At 67.9% G+C, this 17,162-nt stretch carries 19 protein-coding genes; 8 read left to right on the forward strand and 11 right to left on the reverse strand.

Features of this window, described 5'->3' with window-relative positions; all coding sequences use genetic code 11:
• Window positions 1–5: 5 nt before the first annotated feature.
• The 6 genes from cyoB to CRT60_RS05030 all read left to right on the forward strand — a co-directional run bounded on the left by cyoB (window position 6) and on the right by CRT60_RS05030 (window position 5,766).
• Window positions 6–2,003: a cytochrome o ubiquinol oxidase subunit I gene (gene cyoB / locus CRT60_RS05005; protein ID WP_098735344.1), complete on the forward strand. Its 1,998-nt coding sequence runs from the start codon at window positions 6–8 to the stop codon at window positions 2,001–2,003.
• 3 nt (window positions 2,004–2,006) lie between these two features.
• Window positions 2,007–2,666: a cytochrome o ubiquinol oxidase subunit III gene (gene cyoC / locus CRT60_RS05010; RefSeq protein WP_425290394.1), complete on the forward strand. Its 660-nt coding sequence runs from the start codon at window positions 2,007–2,009 to the stop codon at window positions 2,664–2,666.
• The gene (gene cyoD / locus CRT60_RS05015) at window positions 2,663–3,070 is read left to right on the forward strand and encodes a cytochrome o ubiquinol oxidase subunit IV (protein WP_098735345.1); all 408 of its coding nucleotides are present in this window, start codon (window positions 2,663–2,665) and stop codon (window positions 3,068–3,070) included. The genes cyoC and cyoD overlap by 4 nt, the downstream gene beginning before the upstream one ends.
• Window positions 3,071–3,108: 38 nt before the next feature.
• Window positions 3,109–3,840: an SURF1 family protein gene (locus CRT60_RS05020; RefSeq protein ID WP_244592280.1), complete on the forward strand. Its 732-nt coding sequence runs from the start codon at window positions 3,109–3,111 to the stop codon at window positions 3,838–3,840.
• Window positions 3,841–3,947: 107 nt separating this feature from the next.
• Window positions 3,948–5,225, forward strand: coding sequence for an ATP-binding protein (locus CRT60_RS05025; RefSeq protein WP_244592281.1), 1,278 nt, complete (start codon window positions 3,948–3,950; stop codon window positions 5,223–5,225).
• Window positions 5,212–5,766 carry a response regulator transcription factor gene (locus CRT60_RS05030; protein WP_098735348.1) on the forward strand — a complete coding sequence of 185 codons (555 nt, stop codon included), beginning with the start codon at window positions 5,212–5,214 and terminating at the stop codon, window positions 5,764–5,766. The genes CRT60_RS05025 and CRT60_RS05030 overlap by 14 nt, the downstream gene beginning before the upstream one ends.
• 195 nt (window positions 5,767–5,961) lie before the next feature.
• Here the strand turns inward: CRT60_RS05030 and thiD are convergent, their stop codons facing one another.
• From thiD to flhA, 7 genes are all read right to left on the reverse strand, one after another.
• A complete protein-coding gene (gene thiD, locus CRT60_RS05035; RefSeq protein WP_098735349.1) occupies window positions 5,962–6,792 on the reverse strand; it encodes a bifunctional hydroxymethylpyrimidine kinase/phosphomethylpyrimidine kinase in 831 nt (276 codons plus the stop codon).
• Entirely contained in the window at window positions 6,789–8,162 is a 1,374-nt protein-coding gene (gene glmM / locus CRT60_RS05040) for a phosphoglucosamine mutase (RefSeq protein ID WP_098735350.1), read from the reverse strand. The genes thiD and glmM overlap by 4 nt, the downstream gene beginning before the upstream one ends.
• 226 nt (window positions 8,163–8,388) lie before the next feature.
• The gene (gene folP / locus CRT60_RS05045; RefSeq protein WP_098735351.1) at window positions 8,389–9,558 is read right to left on the reverse strand and encodes a dihydropteroate synthase; all 1,170 of its coding nucleotides are present in this window, start codon (window positions 9,556–9,558) and stop codon (window positions 8,389–8,391) included.
• A gap of 197 nt (window positions 9,559–9,755) precedes the next feature.
• The gene (locus tag CRT60_RS05050) at window positions 9,756–10,055 is read right to left on the reverse strand and encodes a hypothetical protein (RefSeq protein ID WP_098735352.1); all 300 of its coding nucleotides are present in this window, start codon (window positions 10,053–10,055) and stop codon (window positions 9,756–9,758) included.
• Between the two features lie 158 nt (window positions 10,056–10,213).
• Window positions 10,214–11,296, reverse strand: coding sequence for an EscU/YscU/HrcU family type III secretion system export apparatus switch protein (locus CRT60_RS05055; RefSeq protein ID WP_098735353.1), 1,083 nt, complete (start codon window positions 11,294–11,296; stop codon window positions 10,214–10,216).
• A gap of 3 nt (window positions 11,297–11,299) precedes the next feature.
• Complete coding sequence (locus tag CRT60_RS05060; RefSeq protein WP_098735354.1) at window positions 11,300–12,058, reverse strand: flagellar biosynthetic protein FliR; 759 nt, start codon at window positions 12,056–12,058, stop codon at window positions 11,300–11,302.
• Window positions 12,059–12,064: 6 nt separating this feature from the next.
• On the reverse strand, window positions 12,065–14,158 hold the full coding sequence (flhA, locus tag CRT60_RS05065; RefSeq protein ID WP_098735355.1) for a flagellar biosynthesis protein FlhA: 2,094 nt from the start codon (window positions 14,156–14,158) through the stop codon (window positions 12,065–12,067).
• A gap of 182 nt (window positions 14,159–14,340) precedes the next feature.
• On the opposite strand from flhA, the gene CRT60_RS05070 reads away from it, so the two are divergent.
• Window positions 14,341–14,802 carry a MarR family winged helix-turn-helix transcriptional regulator gene (locus tag CRT60_RS05070; protein WP_193548405.1) on the forward strand — a complete coding sequence of 154 codons (462 nt, stop codon included), beginning with the start codon at window positions 14,341–14,343 and terminating at the stop codon, window positions 14,800–14,802.
• Between the two features lie 49 nt (window positions 14,803–14,851).
• Window positions 14,852–15,253 carry a DUF1398 domain-containing protein gene (locus CRT60_RS05075; RefSeq protein WP_098735356.1) on the forward strand — a complete coding sequence of 134 codons (402 nt, stop codon included), beginning with the start codon at window positions 14,852–14,854 and terminating at the stop codon, window positions 15,251–15,253.
• 7 nt (window positions 15,254–15,260) lie between these two features.
• On the opposite strand, the gene CRT60_RS05080 is transcribed toward CRT60_RS05075, so the two are convergent.
• Genes CRT60_RS05080 through flgC form a run of 4 tightly spaced genes read right to left on the reverse strand, consistent with a single transcriptional unit; the run spans window position 15,261 to window position 17,137 of the window.
• Entirely contained in the window at window positions 15,261–16,016 is a 756-nt protein-coding gene (locus tag CRT60_RS05080; RefSeq protein ID WP_244592282.1) for a lysozyme family protein, read from the reverse strand.
• A 36-nt stretch (window positions 16,017–16,052) separates the two neighbouring features.
• Window positions 16,053–16,319: a flagellar biosynthesis protein FliQ gene (fliQ, locus tag CRT60_RS05085; protein WP_085090915.1), complete on the reverse strand. Its 267-nt coding sequence runs from the start codon at window positions 16,317–16,319 to the stop codon at window positions 16,053–16,055.
• Between the two features lie 27 nt (window positions 16,320–16,346).
• Complete coding sequence (fliE, locus tag CRT60_RS05090) at window positions 16,347–16,706, reverse strand: flagellar hook-basal body complex protein FliE (protein ID WP_098735358.1); 360 nt, start codon at window positions 16,704–16,706, stop codon at window positions 16,347–16,349.
• An 11-nt stretch (window positions 16,707–16,717) separates the two neighbouring features.
• Complete coding sequence (flgC, locus tag CRT60_RS05095; protein ID WP_085940669.1) at window positions 16,718–17,137, reverse strand: flagellar basal body rod protein FlgC; 420 nt, start codon at window positions 17,135–17,137, stop codon at window positions 16,718–16,720.
• Window positions 17,138–17,162: the final 25 nt, after the last annotated feature.

A 17,162-nucleotide genomic window follows, 5' to 3' on the forward strand; every position in this document is an offset into this window, starting at 1 on the left:
CCGGCATGCTTGAGACACTGACGACCTTCCTCTTCGGGCGCCTCAGCCTGGAGTCCTTCCCCTATCACGAGCCCATCGTCGTCGCGACCTTCTTCGCGGTGATGCTGGGCGGCATCGCGCTGGTCGCCGCCCTCAGCTATTTCAAGCTGTGGGGCTATCTGTGGAAAGAGTGGTTCACCACCGTCGACCACAAGCGCATCGGCATCATGTACATGATCCTGGGCCTGATCATGCTGCTGCGCGGCTTCGCCGACGCCATCATGATGCGCGCCCAGCAGGCCATGGCCTTCAACGGCAGCGAGGGCTACCTCAACTCGCACCACTTCGATCAGGTCTTCACCGCTCACGGTGTGATCATGATCTTCTTCGTCGCGATGCCCTTCGTGACGGGGCTGATGAACTATGTCGTGCCGCTGCAGATCGGCGCCCGCGACGTGTCCTTCCCGTTCCTGAACAATTTCAGCTTCTGGATGACCGTCGGCGGCGCCGTCCTGATCATGGCCTCGCTGTTCATCGGTGAGTTCGCGCGCACCGGCTGGCTGGCCTATCCGCCGCTGTCGGGGCTGGAGGCCAGCCCGGACGTCGGCGTCGACTATTACATCTGGGCCTTGCAGGTGGCGGGTGTCGGAACGACGCTGTCGGGCATCAACCTGATCTGCACGATCGTGAAGATGCGCGCCCCCGGCATGACCATGATGAAGATGCCGGTCTTCACCTGGACCTCGCTCTGCACCAACGTCCTGATCGTCGCCTCCTTCCCGATCCTGACCGCCGTGCTGGTCCTGCTGTCGCTGGACCGCTATGCCGGCACGCATTTCTTCACGAACGACATGGGCGGCAACCCCATGATGTACGTGAACCTGATCTGGATCTGGGGCCATCCGGAAGTCTACATCCTGATCCTGCCGTGCTTCGGCATCTTCTCGGAAGTGACCTCCACCTTCACCGGCAAGAAGCTGTTCGGCTACACCTCGATGGTCTACGCGACCGTCGTCATCACCATCCTGTCCTACCTGGTGTGGCTGCACCACTTCTTCACCATGGGTTCGGGCGCCAGCGTGAACTCGTTCTTCGGCATCACGACGATGATCATCTCGATCCCGACGGGTGCGAAGATCTTCAACTGGCTGTTCACCATGTACCGCGGCCGCATCCGGTTCGAGCTGCCGATGATGTGGACCATCGCCTTCATGCTGACCTTCGTGCTCGGCGGCATGACCGGCGTTCTGCTGGCGGTGCCGCCGGCCGACTTCGTCCTGCACAACAGCCTGTTCCTGATCGCCCACTTCCACAACGTCATCATCGGCGGCGTGCTGTTCGGCCTGTTCGCCGGCATCTACTACTGGTGGCCGAAGGCCTTCGGTTTCCGCCTCGACCCGTTCTGGGGCAAGATGTCCTTCTGGTTCTGGGTGATCGGCTTCTATTTCGCCTTCATGCCGCTCTACGTCCTGGGCCTGATGGGCGTCACCCGCCGCCTGCGCGTCTTCGAGGATCCGTCGCTGCAGATCTGGTTCCAGATCGCTGCCTTCGGCGCCGTCCTGATCGCGCTCGGCATCGGGTCCTTCCTGATCCAGATCGCCGTCAGCATCCTGAAGCGCAAGCAGCTGGTCGACGTCTCCGGCGATCCGTGGCATGGCCGTACCCTGGAATGGGCGACCTCCTCGCCGCCGCCGGACTACAACTTCGCCTTCACGCCGGTCATCCATGACAACGATGCCTGGTGGGACATGAAGAAGCGCGGCTACGCCCGTCCGCTGGAGGGCTTCCGCCCGATCCACATGCCGAGCAACACCGGCACCGGCATCATCCTGGCCGGCCTCAGCACGGCTCTCGGCTTCGCCCTGATCTGGCACATCTGGTGGCTGGCCGCGGTGAGCTTCATCGGCCTGCTGGCGGTCGCCATCAACCATACCTTCAACTACAACCGCGACTTCCACATCCCTGTGGATGAGGTGGTGCGGACCGAGAACGAGCGGACCCGTCTGCTCTCCGGACAGGTGTAAAGCATGACGACGACCGTTGAAGCCATGCATGGCGGCCACGCGGGGCACGACACCCCGCGCGGCGCCACCCCGCCCGTCTTCCATGTGACGGACGAGCACGCCCACGAGGGAGCCAGCACCGCGCTCGGCTTCTGGATCTACCTGATGAGCGACTGTCTCATCTTCGCGGTGCTGTTCGCGACCTACGGCGTGCTGGGCACCAGCTACGCCGCCGGCCCGACGCCGAAGGAGCTGTTCGACCTGAAGCTGGTGGCGCTGAACACCTCCATGCTTCTGTTCTCGTCCATCACCTACGGCTTCGCCATGCTGGCGATGGAGAAGGGCCGCACCGCCCAGACCCAGGGCTGGCTGGTGATCACTCTGCTGTTCGGCCTCGCCTTCCTCGGCATCGAGCTGTTCGAGTTCGCCCACATGATCCATGAGGGCGCCGGCCCGTGGCGCAGCGCCTTCCTGTCGTCCTTCTTCACACTGGTCGGCACCCACGGCCTGCACGTCACCTTCGGCAGCGTGTGGCTGGTGACGCTGATGGTCCAGGTCGCCCGCCGCGGCCTGATCCCGGCGAACCGCCGGCGCCTGATGTGCCTCAGCATGTTCTGGCACTTCCTGGACGTCATCTGGATCGGTGTGTTCACCTTCGTCTATCTGATGGGAGCGCTGCGATGAGCACCCACGCGCACAGCGACCACCACGCCGATCACGGCCACGGCAGCCATGGGGATCATGGGGACCACGGCCATCCGGCGGGCGCCCACGGCACCTTCGGCAGCTACATGATCGGGTTCGTCCTGTCAGTGATCCTGACGGTCATCCCGTTCTGGCTGGTGATGAACGGCACGCTGGACAACACGACCACCACGGCCGTGATCCTGGCGCTGGCCGTGGTCCAGATCATCGTCCACATGGTCTATTTCCTGCACATGAACGGCCGCGTCGAAGGCGGCTGGTCGATGCTGGCGATGATCTTCACGATCATCGTCGTGGTCATCATGTTCGCCGGTTCGCTTTGGGTGATGTACCACCTGAACACCAACATGATGCCCGGCCACGACATGAGCAAGATGCCGTGACCGGACTGCCGTCCGCGCCCCCTGCGGGCGGTTCTTCGGTGAAGAGGGCCCGCCCGGCTTGGGCGCTGGCCCTCTTCGGCCTTCTGGCGCTCGCCGGCATCGCCGGCCTGACCGCGCTCGGCATCTGGCAGCTCGAACGCCGGGTGTGGAAGCTCGACCTGATCGAGCGGGTGGACGCCCGCATCCACGCCTCCCCCGTCCCGGCTCCGGGGCCGGAGGCGTGGGCGTCGGTCAGCGCCGCCTCGGACGAATACCGCCGGGTCGGCGTCAGAGGACGCTTCCTCAACGACCGCGAGGCGCTGGTACAGGCCGTCAGCGACCTGGGCGGCGGCTTCTGGGTGATGACGCCGCTGGTCACCGACCGTGGCTTCGCCGTTCTGGTAAACCGCGGCTTCGTGCCGCCGGACAAGCGCGATCCCGCGACCCGCGCCGAGGGGCAACCGCAAGGCGAGGTGAGCGTCACGGGCCTGCTGCGCCTCACCGAGCCGAAGGGCGGCTTCCTGCGCAGCAACGACCCGGCCGCCGGCCGCTGGTATTCCCGCGACGTGGCCGCCATCGCCGCCGCGACCGGGCTGGAGCAGGACGCTCCCTACTTCATAGACGCCGACAGCACCCGCAATCCCGGCGGCTGGCCGGTCGGCGGGCTGACGGTGGTCAGCTTCCCCAACAGCCATCTCGGCTATGCGCTGACCTGGTTCGCGCTGGACCTGATGCTGATCGGCGCCGTCCTGTTCGTGGTCCGCAGCGAGATGCGGCGCCGGCGGGCCTGACGGAAAACACTCAGCGGAAAACAGGCGTCCTAAAACTCCCCGCCCGCCGGTAACTCTCTATATAAGTCGATGGACTGATGAACCGGGTGAGGAACAGGACGTCTTTCGTGCGCGACACCACCGACCGCAAAAACCTGTTCCTGCTCGTCCAGCTGCGTTGGCTTGCCGTCGTCGGACAGATCGTGACGATCCTGATCGTCCATGCGCAGATGGGCATCCGCCTGCCGCTGCTGCCGATGGCCGCGGTGATCTTCGTCCTGATCGCGCTGAACATCGCCAGCCTGATCCAGATCCGCCGCAGCTCCGACGTCTCCAACACCCAGCTGTTCCTGGAGCTGCTGATCGACGTCTGGGCGCTGACCTTGCAGCTCTATCTCAGCGGTGGTGCCTCCAACCCCTTCGTCTCGCTCTATCTTCTCCAGGTGGCGCTGGGCGCCGTGCTGCTGGAGGCCTGGTCGGCCTGGGCGCTGGTCCTGGTGGCGACCGCCGGCTTCACCTGGCTGATCGGCAACAATCAACCCCTGCCGCTGCCGCCCGCCTATGAGGGCGAGCTGTTCAGCCTGCACATCCAGGGCATGTTCATCTGCTTCGTGCTGGCGGCGAGCCTGCTGGTCCCCTTCCTCACCCAGATCAACCGCAACCTGCGCGCCCGCGACGCCTATCTGGCGGAACTGCGCCAGCGCTCGATGGAGGAGGCGCACATCGTCCGCATGGGGCTGCTGGCGTCGGGTGCGGCGCATGAGCTGGGGACGCCGCTCGCCACCCTGTCGGTGATCGTCAACGACTGGCGCCGCATGCCGTCGCTGACCTCCGACCCCGATCTGGCCGACGAGATGGCGGAGATGCAGAACCAGATCGACCGCTGCAAGACCATCGTGTCGGGCATCCTGATGTCGTCGGGCGAGGCGCGCGGCGAAGGCACGGTGCGCACGACGGTCAAGGGCTTCCTCGACGGGCTGGTGGAAGACTGGCTGTCCAGCCGGTCGCCCAAGCGCTTCGACTACGACAACACGGTCGGCCCAAGTGAGCGGATGATCGCCGACCTCGCCCTGAAACAGGTGCTGTTCAACGTGCTGGACAATGCGCTGGAAGCCTCGCCGGGCTGGATCGGCGTCGCGGCCCTGCGGCAGGGCGACAATCTGGTGGTGGCGGTCAACGACGGCGGCCCCGGCTTCGACTCCGCCATTCTGGAGGAGCTGGGCAAGCCCTACCGCTCCACCAAGAAGCGGCCGGGCAGCGGGCTCGGTCTGTTCCTGGTGGTCAATGTGCTGCGCAAGCTGGGCGGGACGGTTTCGGCCAAGAACCGGCCGGGAGGCGGCGCCACCGTGACGCTGACCCTGCCGCTGTCCGCCCTGTCGCCGGGAGGATCCGATGGAGACGATTGAGTTGGAAGAGGACATCCTCCGCACCCTGCTGATCGTCGAGGACGATGCGTCCTTCGCCAAGGCGCTGCGCCGGTCCTTCGAGCGCCGCGGCTACGAAGTCCATGCCTGCGCCGGGCTGGAGGAGATGCGGGAGCTTTTGCAGACGCTGGACCCCGACTATGCCGTGGTCGACCTGAAGCTCGCCACCGGATCGGGGCTGGAATGCGTGAAGGAGCTGCACGAGGCGGACGAGGAGACCCGCATCGTCGTGCTGACCGGCTTCGCCAGCATCGCCACCGCGGTGGAGGCGATAAAGCTGGGCGCCTGCCATTATCTGGCGAAGCCGTCGAACACCGACGACATCGAGGCGGCCTTCGACCGCACCGAGGGCGACACCTCCATCGCCCCGACCGTCCGCACCACCTCGATCAAGAATCTGGAGTGGGAGCGCATCCACGAGACGCTGGTGGAGACGAACTTCAACATCTCGGAGACCGCAAGGCGGCTTGGCATGCACCGGCGCACCCTGGCGCGCAAGCTGGAGAAGAAGCGGGTGCCGTGAGGGCGCAACCACCCGTCTTACGGAGGAAATGCCCCTCTCCCCTTGCGGGAGAGGGGTTGGGGTGAGGGGTTGCAAATCCAATATTTCCAACGGCCTAAGGCCGCGCCCCCTCATCCCAACCCTTCTCCCGCAAGGGGAGAAGGGCATCCGAGACAGCCAGCCCAAGCTCCTTGGAATATCAGAGCACCCGCCCCCTTACGAAAACTCCCGCACCGTGTGCAGGTGGTTGAGCGGGCCGTGGCCGTGGCCGAGGCCGGGGGCGGTCAGGATCGCCGTCTCGACATAGCGCCGGGCGCGGGCGACCGCGTCGCGGGTGTTCAGGCCCTGGGCCAGACCGGCGGCAATGGCCGAGGACAGGGTGCAGCCGGTGCCGTGGGTGTGGGGAGTGTGCACCCGCTTGCCCTGGAAGACCGTCTCGCCCTCCTCAGTCAGCAGCAGGTCGTAGAGGGTGTCGTCCTCCAGATGACCGCCCTTCAGCAGCACCGATTTCGGGCCGAAGCTGAGCATCAGCTCGGCGGCGCGGCGCATGTCATCGAGGTCGCGGATCGGCAGGTCGGTCAGCGCCTCGGCCTCCGGCAGGTTGGGCGTCACCACCTCGGCCAGCGGCAGTAGGCGCTTACGCAAGGTCAGCACCGCGTCGGGGTCGAGCAGATGGTGGCCGCTCTTGGCGATCATCACCGGATCGAGCACCAGCGGCACATTGACGGCGCGCGCCTCATACTCCGCCGCCACCGCCTCGATGACGGGGGCGTTGGCGAGCATGCCGATCTTCACCGCGTCGGCGCCGATATCCTCCAGCACCAGCTTCATCTGCAAGGCGACGAAGGCGGGATCGACCGGCACCACGCCATAGACGCCGGTGGTGTTCTGCGCCGTCAAGGCGGCGATGGCGGTCATGGCATAGGCGCCGAGCGCGCTGACCGCCTTGATGTCGGCCTGGATGCCGGCGCCGCCGCCGGAGTCGGACCCGGCGACGATCAGGACACGGCCGTTGATGCTGGTGCCATTGACGGTGCTGTCCCTCATTGCGCGGCCTCCAGGCTGCGGGTGGCGCTGGCCTGGATGGTGCCGGCGATGTCGGCGACCACGCTGTCGACCAGCGCCGCATCGTCGCCCTCCGCCATCACGCGGATGAGCGGCTCGGTGCCGGACTTACGGATCAGCAGACGGCCGCTCGACGCCAGCCGCGCCTCGCCCTCCTTGATCGCCTGCTGGACGACGGCGTCCTCCAGCGGCTTGGTCCCGGCGGTGAAGCGGACGTTGGTCAGCTTCTGCGGGACGGGATCGAACACGCGGCAGACCTCGCTGGCCGACCGGCCGTCGGCCTGGATCAGCACCGCCAGCACCTGCAACGCGGCGATCAGCCCGTCGCCGGTGGTCGAATAGTCGGACAGCACGACATGGCCCGACTGCTCGCCGCCAACGTTATAGCCGCGCTCGCGCATCATCTCGACGACGTAGCGGTCGCCGACCGGCGTGCGGGCCAGATGCAGGCCGAGCCCGCCGAGATGGCGCTCCATGCCCAGGTTGGACATCACGGTGGCGACGACGCCGCCGCCGCGCAGCGTCTGCGACCGCGCCCAGGAGGTGGCGATCAGCGTCATCAGCTGGTCGCCGTCGATGGGGCGCCCGGCCTCGTCCACCATGATCAGGCGGTCGGCGTCGCCGTCCAGCGCGACGCCGAGATGGGCGCCGTGGGCGACCACCTGCTCCTGCAGGGTCTGGGTGGATGTTGCGCCGCAGCCCTTGTTGATGTTGGTGCCGTCCGGGCTGACGCCGACCGGGATCACGTCGGCCCCCAGCTCGTACAGCACCTTGGGCGCCACCTTGTAGGCGGCACCGTTGGCGCAATCGACGACGATCTTCAGACCGTCCAGCCGCAGGCCGCGCGGGAAGGTGTTCTTCACATATTCGATGTAGCGGCCGGTGGCGTCCTCCATCCGGCTGGCGCGGCCGAGATCGGCCGGACGGGCGAGGTCGGGGGCGAAGGGCTGCGCCATGCGCGCCTCGATGGCGGCCTCGACCTCGTCCGACAGCTTGTAGCCGTCGGGGCCGAACAGCTTGATGCCGTTGTCCTGATAGGGGTTGTGCGAGGCGGAGATCACGACGCCCATGTCGGCACGCAGGCTACGGGTCAGCATGGCGACCGCCGGGGTCGGCAGCGGGCCGACCAGCACCACGTCCATCCCCATGGAGATGAAGCCGGCGGTCAGCGCCGGTTCCAGCAGATAGCCGGACAGGCGGGTGTCCTTGCCGATCACCACCCGGTGGCGGTGGTCGCCGCGGCGGAACTGCAACGCGGTCGCCATCGCCACGCGCAGGGCCGTTTCGGCGGTCATCGGGTCGATGTTGGCGGTGCCACGGATGCCGTCGGTGCCGAACAGGTGTCGCGTCATGAAAACCTCGTGCAGATACGGTATCCAGGCCCCGCATGTCGGGGTGCGGGACCGGATGTGCAAGCTTGGGATGTTTCTTCGCGCGGCGGGCGGGCCGGGTCAAGGCCCCATCCGCGGCTGCGCGAAAGGGTTACAGACTGATCGTCTTTTCCCTCAATCGGCGGGCGCGGCCGTCCGGCCGCTTGCCTACGCAGGCATGAGCCTGCGGGGCCGCCGTCGCGGCCCTTTACCGAGGATGCAACCCCTCCCACAAGGCACGGGCCTGCGCCGTTTCGGCCACATCGTGGACGCGCAGGATCTGCGCGCCCTGGTTCAGCGTCTCCAACCCGGCGGCGAGCGAGCCGGCCAGCCGCTCCTTCGGCGGCTCCTCGCGCGACAGCCGGCCGATGAAGCCCTTGCGCGACAGGCCGATCAGCACCGTGCAGCCCAGCGCATGATAGAGCGCGGTGTGGCGCAGGATCTCCAGATTGTGCTCCGTCTTCTTGCCGAAGCCAATGCCGGGATCGACGGCGATGCGCTCCGGGGCCACGCCGGCCGCGACACAGCGGGCGACCCGCTCCTCCAGCCAGTCGAACACGTCGAGTGCGGCGTCGCGGTAGGTCGGGTTGGCCTGCATGGTGCCGGGGTCGCCCTGCATGTGCATCACCACCACCGGGGTGGCGGTGCGCGCCACCACCGGCAGCGCCTGCGGATCGGACAGGCCGGCGATATCGTTGACGATGCGGGCGCCGGCCGCGGCGGCGGACTCCATCACGCGGGCATGGCGGGTGTCGACCGAGACGGTCGCCCCCTTTCCGGCGAAATGGCGGATGACCGGCAGGACGCGCCGCTCCTCCTCCTCGGGCGGGACCGGGACGGCGCCGGGGCGGGTGGACTCGCCGCCGATGTCGAGGATGTCGGCGCCGGCCGCCAGCATCGCCTCGCCATGGGCGATGGCGGCGCCGGGGTCGAGGAAGTCGCCGCCGTCGGAGAAGCTGTCCGGCGTGACGTTGACGATGCCCATGATCTGCGGCCGGTCGGGCGACAGCCCGGCGAAGGGCGCGCGGGCGCGGGTCAGGGCGCCGAGCTGGCGGTCCAGCGCCTCCGCCACCGCACGCGAGCGCTCCCAGCCCCAGGCCAGGATTTCCGACAGCGGCGCGAAGGCGCGGTCGATGCGCGAGGCCCCATGGTACAGGCCATCGCGCACGATCAGTTCGGCGGTGGAGAAGGCGAAGCGTCCGCCGGCCAGCGGCACCGCCGCCCCCTTGGCCCAGGCGGCGATGGGCATCAGCGCGACCGGACGGAGGTAGACCCGCACGCCCTCTTCCCCCGCCCAGGGACAGAAACCGGCCAGCGAGCCGGCGGCGGATTTGGGCGCTGCCGCCTTGGCGGCGGGCTTGGCGGAGAGCGGCGGCATCGGAGGTCCCCTTCACGTCACGGGCTGACGGATCCGTTCCTGACACGCGACCGGCGGGATGGCAAGGGGGGCCGCCCTGGACGGCGAAGCCGGCGGGGATTTTCGGACGATGTGCAACACTGAAACGGAACGGGCCGTCCCATGGACGGCCCGGACAACCGATAGGCGATAGGCAACAGGCAGACGGCGTGAGCCGGTTACATGCAGGTGGCCTGCGCGGTCATCACGATCTCGATGCCCTTGGCGTGCTTCTGCGTGGCCGCGGCGGCATCTTCGGCCTTGCCGGACGCCATGGCGGCGTTCATCGCCTTCATCGCCTCGATGGCGGTGGTGCGGTCGGCACCCGTCACCTTGCCGGACGCGCATTTGCAGGACGCGACGGTCGGCTCGGACTTGTCGGTGGCCGTGCACAGCGCCTCGAAGTCATCGGCGAAGGCAACGGCGGGAACGGCCATCATGGCGACGGCGGCGACGGCAGCGATATTCAGAATGCGCATCTACAACTCTCTCAACCGAATTTGTGACAATTGCGAGGTAGCTCCAGATATTCGCGCGTTAGCAAGCCGATAGCATCGTGTTACAAAAGATTTCAGAGTTTTTATTAAATAAAATATTGGCGGCTGTTTGCCGGCCCATGCTCCGGCTGGCGCGACGCTCACCCCCGCCGCGCCAGACCGCCCTTCAGCTTCAGCACATAGGTGATGACCTCCGCCACCGCCTGATAGTGCTGGAGCGGGATGGTGCCGTCGACCTCGGCCGAGGCGTGGAGGGCGCGGGCGAGCGGCGGATTCTCGACGATGGGGATGCCGTGCTCCTGGGCCAGCGCGCGGATGCGCAGTGCGATCAGGTCGGCGCCCTTGGCGAGGCAGATCGGGGCGGCGGTGCGGCCGCGCTCATACTCCAGCGCCACGGCGAAATGGGTGGGGTTGGTGATCACCACCGTGGCGCGCGGGACATTCGCCATCATCCGCTTCTTCGAGCGCGAGCGGCGGATGTCGCGCAGGCGGGCCTTGGCGTTGGGATCGCCCTCGATCTGCTTGAACTCGTCCTTGATCTCCTGGTGGCTCATGCGCAGGCGGCGGCGCCACTCCATGCGGTTCCACAGCACGTCCACCGCCGCCATCAGGACGGTCGCCAGCAGGACCGCCAGCAGCAGCCGCAAGGTCACGTCCCGCAGCAGCACGGGCAATCCGGCGACGTCCATGCCCACAGTATCCTCCGTCCATGCGATGTAGGGCGCCAGCGCATGCCAGGCGGCACCGCTGATGATGGCGAGCTTGACCAGGCTCTTGGCGAATTCGACCAGTGCCGGCCGGCCGGCGATCCGTGTCCAGCCGGAGGCGGGCGACAGGTGCGACCATTTCGGCCGGATGCGGTCGGACGCCACCACGAAGGGCCCCTGCCCCAGCGCCGACACCGCCACTCCGGCCAGCAGGATGCCCAGCACCGGCAGCAGGGCGACGGCGACACCGCCGATCAGCCAGTGCAGGCTCTGGATGACGTCGATGGCGCTGCCGTCGATGCGGATGTCGTCGGGATTCTCGATCAGCGGCAGCAGCAGGGCCGACAGGTTCGCCGCCACGCCGGGCACCGCCATCAGCACGATCATCCAGGCGGCGACCATCGCCGACAGCAGCCCGACGTCGCGGGCACGGGGGACGTCGCCCTTCTCCGCCGCCTCGCGCAGGCGTTTCTCCGTCGGTTCCTCGGTCTTCTGCTCGTCGTCCTGCTCCGCCATGCCTCAGCTTCCCGCCAGCCAGCCGCCCAGCGCGGCGACGAAGGCGGTCAGCATCGCCCCGGCCGTCGCCATGAACAGCCCCATGCCGATCATCAGAACGCCGGGCGTCGCAACGAAATAGACGGGCATCGCCGGCATCACCCGGTTGACCAGACCCAGCGCCAGATTGACCACCAGCCCATAGAGGATGAAGGGTGCGGCCAAGCCTACCCCCAACCGGAAGGTGGTCGCCAGCAGTTCGGCGAAGCGCTGGGCGATCATGCCGAGGTCGGGGAACACCCCCGCCGGCCAGGAGCCGTAGGAGCGGGCGAGCGCGCCGATCATCAGGTAATGCACGTCGGATGCGAACAGCAGTGCCAGCCCGCCGATCAGCAGCACGCCGGACAGCACCGACCCGCCCTCGAACCCCGCCGCCGCCATCGAGAAGGGGTTGCTCAGCCCCACCACCTGGGCCGCCACCGCGCCGGCGGTCTGGAGGGCGGCCATGAACAGCCGGGCGCCGAGGCCGAGATAGGCGCCGACCAGCGTTTCACCGGCCAGCGCCCGCAGCATCTCCACCGGCTGGTCCGGCATGCGGTCGGGCAGGCCCTCCACCCCCGGCAGCAGCACCAGCGTGACGATGACCGCCAAGGCCGCCCGCACCCGCATCGGCACCGCCGCCTCGCCGAAGCCCGGCAGCAGGCCGATGGCCGCCGCCACCCGCGCCAGCACCAGCAGGCCGCAGTAGATCTCCAGGGTGAGGAACTGGCTCAGGCTGTCCATAGACGCCTACACCTGATCGACGGTCTTGAGTGCCGCCTTGCGGTGCAGCTCGGCATGGCTCAGCACCGGGGTCATCGGGCTGACCCGCTCCAGCAGCGACCGCACGAAGGGCCGCACCTCGGCCCCCACCAGCAGGGCGGGCCAGATTTGCGAGGTGGCGTGCTTCTGGATCTTCAGCCGCACGGCGGTCAGGAACTCCTGCACCTGGCTGGGCGGCATGACGAAGCGGCGGTCGTCGCCCTCCACCACGATGTTGTCGAGCAGCGCCTGCTCCCAGCGCGGGCTGAGCGCGATCACCGAGACGAAGCCGTCCGGCCCGGCCAGACCCTGGTGGATCTGCTGGCCCAGCCGCATCCGCACATGCTCGGTGATCAGCGTGATGTGGCGGGTCCAGCCGACCGCCTCCGCCACCGCCTCGACGATGGCGGGCAGGTTGCGGATCGACACCCGTTCGGAGAGCAACTGCTGCAGAACGCGCTGGAGCACGACCAGCGAGATCTGGCTCGGCACCATGTCGTTGATCAGCTTCTGGTACTCGCGGCCCAGCCCGTCGATCAGCTTCTGCACGGCGGCAAAGGTCAGCAGGGTGGAGAGGTTGTCCTTGATGACCTCGGTCAGGTGGGTGGTGATGACGCTTTCCGGATCGACGACGGTGTAGCCCTTCGCCACCGCCTCCTCATGGCGGGCCGGGTCGATCCATTTGGCTTGCAGGCCGAAGGTCGGCTCGCGCGTCGCGTCGCCGGCGATGTCGGGGACGGCACCGCCGGTCGGGTCGATGGCGAGCAGGTGCTTCGGCCGCACCTCTCCCTTCGCCGCCTCCACCCCCATGATGCTGATGACGTAGCTCTTGGGGGCCAGGAAGCTGGAATCCTTGATGCGGACCGAGGGCAGGACGAAGCCGAACTCGGTGGCGAAGCGCTTGCGAAGCGTCTTCACCTTGGTGGTCAGCGGGCCGTTCTTGTTGAGGATCAGCGGGACGAGGTGGTTGCCGACCTCCACCTTCACCTCGTCGACCTTCAGCATGTCCTCCACCGCCTCTTCCGGGACGGCGGCGGGCGCCTTGCGGCTCTCCTCCAGCTTGGCGAGGGCGGCGGCGCGGGCCTTGCGGCGCGGCGCGTACCAGCCGAGCAGGGCGAAGGCGGCGCCGATGGCGAGGAAGGGCGCCATCGGCAGGCCGGGCGTCAGCGCCAGCGCCACCAGCAGGCCCGACGCCACCAAGAGCGCCTTCGGATAGGCGCCGAGCTGGTCGATCACCGCCTTTTCCGCCGAGCCGACATTGCCGCCCTTGGTCACCAGCAGGCCGGCGGCCAGCGACACCACCAGCGCCGGGATCTGCGTCGCCAGACCGTCACCCACCGTCAGGGTGGTGTAGATCGACGCGGCGTGCTCGAAGCTCATCCCCTTCTGGGCGATGCCGATGGCCATGCCGCCGAGCACGTTGATGACGGTGATGACCAGACCGGCCACCGCGTCGCCGCGCACGAATTTCGAGGCGCCGTCCATGGCGCCGTAGAAGGTGCTCTCGTCCTCCAGCTCCTTGCGGCGGCGGCGCGCCTCGCCCTCGTCGATCATGCCGGCGGAGAGATCGGCGTCGATCGCCATCTGCTTGCCGGGAATGGCGTCGAGCGTGAAGCGGGCGCCGACCTCGGCGATGCGGGTGGCGCCCTTGGTGATGACGACGAAGTTGATGACGACCAGGATGCAGAAGATCACCACGCCGATGACGAAGTTGCCGCCCATCACGAACTGGCTGAAGCCCTGGATGACGTGGCCGGCGGCGGCGTGGCCGTTGTGCCCCTCGCTGAGGATCAGCCGGGTGGATGCGATGTTCAGCGCCAGCCGCAGCATCGTCACCACCAGCAGCACGGTGGGGAAGGAGGAGAAATCCAGCGGCCGCGGGATCCACAGCGACACCATCAGCACCAGCACCGCGACCGAGAAGGACAGCGCCAGTCCGAGATCGAGGAACCAGGACGGCACAGGCAGGAACAGCACCGCCAGCACCAGCAGGATGCCGACCGCGAACAGCACGTCGCGGTTCGCGAGACCGATGTCGCCGATCAGGCCGAACCGGCTGCGGACGTGATCCGTGAGGGTCATGGGGATCCCGGCGGGTTTGTGGAGGGGCGGGTTTGAGGAGGAGAGGCGTTCCGGCAACGATAGGGGGACGCGGTAAAACCGGGATTTAAGGGCGGGCCCGGTTTGGCGTCGGGACAGGAAAGTGGTTGACTAGGAAACAAACCGTCATGTAGTTTCCTAGTCAACAAACGGAGCGGCCTTCCATGAACGCCAACGGCGCGGTTTCCCGGCTGACCGACCATCTCGGCTACTGGATGCGCATGGTATCCAACCATGTCTCCTTCGCCTTCGCCCGCCGCCTGGAGGGCAAGGAGGTGACGGTGGCCGAGTGGGTCATGATGCGGGAGTTGCAGGACGCCGGTCCGCTGGCCCCCAACCGGCTCGCCGGGCGGATGGGCATGACCCGCGGCGCCATCAGCAAGCTGGCCGACCGGCTGGTCGCCAAGGCCCTGGTCACCCGCGACGACGACCCGGCCGACGGCCGCGCCCATGTGCTGGCCCTGTCGGAGGCGGGAAGCTTGCTGGTGCCGGATCTGGCCCGCTTGGCCGACGAGAACGACGAGGCGGCCTTCGCCTGCCTGACGGCGGAGGAACGCGCGCAGCTCGACCGGATTTTGAGGAAGATCGCCGGGGCGCATGGGCTGAAGAGCAGCCCCACCGGCTGATCTCCCCTCGCCCCTGCAAACCCACCGAACCGCAAGACGGAGAGCGCCGATGAACGCGCAGCAGAAGACGATTGCCCAGACCTGCCTCGCCGCGTCGCATGACGGCACGATGAACTTCCCGTCCATCGTCGCCGTGCTGATCGACGCCGGGTTCGAAGGCTATGCCGTCGATTACCGCCGCGGCACCAGCATCTATTATCTGCCGGACGGCGACAGCGTGGAGTTGCCGGCCATCGCGACGCCGACGCCGGTCGCCGCAGCCTTCCGGGCGGACGGGGTCGAGGCGGCGGTGCGCGCGGCGCAGTCCAACGCGCCGGGCTACAGCTACCGCGGCTTCTGCGAGGCGGTGAAGGCGGCCGGATGCGCCGGCTACATGGTGTCCTTCTCCGGCAGGCGGGTGGTCTATTACGGCCGGACCGCGGAATGCCATGTCGAGCATTTCCCGCACTGAACCGGCTTCAGTTCTGCCCCGCCGGCAGCAGCGGCCGGGCCGGGCCGTCGGCGAACAGGCCGGACAGGAAGCTCAGGCGCCCGCGCTCGGCCGCGGTCCAGACCGGGGCGGAGCCGCCGGGGCCGGCGGCCAGCGTCTCCAGATAGCCCAGCGCCCCGGCGACCCAGCGCAGGTTGCCGGTCACCCGCTGGCGATAGGCCTCGCCACGCTCGGACTGGGCGGAGTGATAGCGGGCGATGGCCGTCTCCAGCGAGCCGTGGTCGCGCCGCAGCGCCGACAGGAAGGACGCGGCATAGCGGGCGTTGGCGACCGGATCGAAAGCGGTGACAAGGTCGGGGAAGGCGTCGGGGTGCCAGCGCAAATTCACTTGCAGGCAGCCGACGTCGATGGACTGCACGCCGCGCGCCTGGGTCTCGCGCACAAAGGATATTGCGGCATCGCGCGTCGGAAAGTAATGGGAGCGGCCTTCGGTGTTGACCGTCCAGGGCCAGGCGGTGAACAGCCTATCCTCGGTCCGCCGGCCGGACTCGGTGAAGCCCATCGCCAGCAGCAGATGGTCGGCGATACCCGCCGCCTTCTCCGCATCGAGGATGGCGGCGATGCATTGCGCTTCCGGCGGCAGGGCTTTGGCCGGTGTCTGGGGGGCGGGCTGTTTGGGCGGGGCGTAAAGGGCGGTGCTCCACACCCCGATCTGCGAGAGGTTGGCCGGCGGCGCCGCCGCACCGCCGGCCGGATTTACGAGCAGCCCGAGAAGGGGGACCATGACCGCTCGCAACAGGAGGCGCCGCATCGCCGGGTATCAGTCGATGGCGACGATCAGGTCGCTCAGCCGGTCGGCGTAGGTGGCGAGCGTGCCGTACATGAAGGGCAGCGCCAGCACCGTCACCACCAGGATCGCGACGATCTTCGGCACGAAGGTCAGCGTCATCTCCTGCACCTGGGTCAGCGCCTGCACCAGCGAGATCGACACGCCGACCACCACCGCGACGATCAGCGGCGGGGCGGCGACCAGCAGGGTCGTCCAGATGCCGCTGCGCAGCACCTCCAGCACGTCGGCCTGATTCATGGTGGACTCCTTCTCAAACGCACCCGCTCACACTGCGATGCGCATGATCTCCTGATAGGCCTGGACCATCTTGTCGCGGATGGCGACGACGCTCTGCACCGTCATCTCGGCGGCCAGGACGGAGCGCACGACATCCTGCGCGCTGGCCTTGCCCGACACGGCGGCCAGCGACACCCGCTCGCTCTCCTTCAGCGTGTCGACCGCCTGGGAGATCGACTTGTCGAGGAAACCGCCGAAGTCGCTCTCGGCACTGGCGGCGACCGCGTCGGTCTGACCGGCGGAGGACAGCGGCGAAGCCGCCGCCTGGGTCTCGGCGAGGCCGCTGGAAATCGGGCTGCGGTTGGCGGCGTAGGCGGCGGCGACGCGGCCGACGGACATCTCGATCATGGAACGGCTCCTCAGCTGCGCAGCAGGTCGACGACGCGGGTCATCATCGCGCGCGATTGTTCGATGACGTTCATGCTGGCCTCGAAGGCGCGGCCGGCCTCGCGCATGTCCATCATCTCGACCAGCGGCTGGACGTTGGGCTTCTTGACGTAGCCCTTGTCGTCGGCCGCCGGGTGCGAGGGGTCGTAGGCGAGCTGGAAGTCGCTGCGGTCGCGGCCGATCTGCTTGACCTGCACCAGCTCCGCCCCGACGCCGCGGTCCATCACGCTGTCGAAGGACACCGTCTTGCGGCGGTAGGGATCGCCGCCCTTGGCGGTGGCGGTGCTGTCGGCGTTGGCGAGATTCTCCGCCACCACGCGCAGGCGGGTCGACTGCGCCTGGAGCCCGGCGCCGGCGATCTTCAGCGTGGCGCCGAGGACATCGTTCATCATCGGGTCGTCTCCGTCTTGAATACCG

Source organism: Azospirillum palustre (genome assembly GCF_002573965.1).
Lineage (GTDB): Bacteria > Pseudomonadota > Alphaproteobacteria > Azospirillales > Azospirillaceae > Azospirillum > Azospirillum palustre.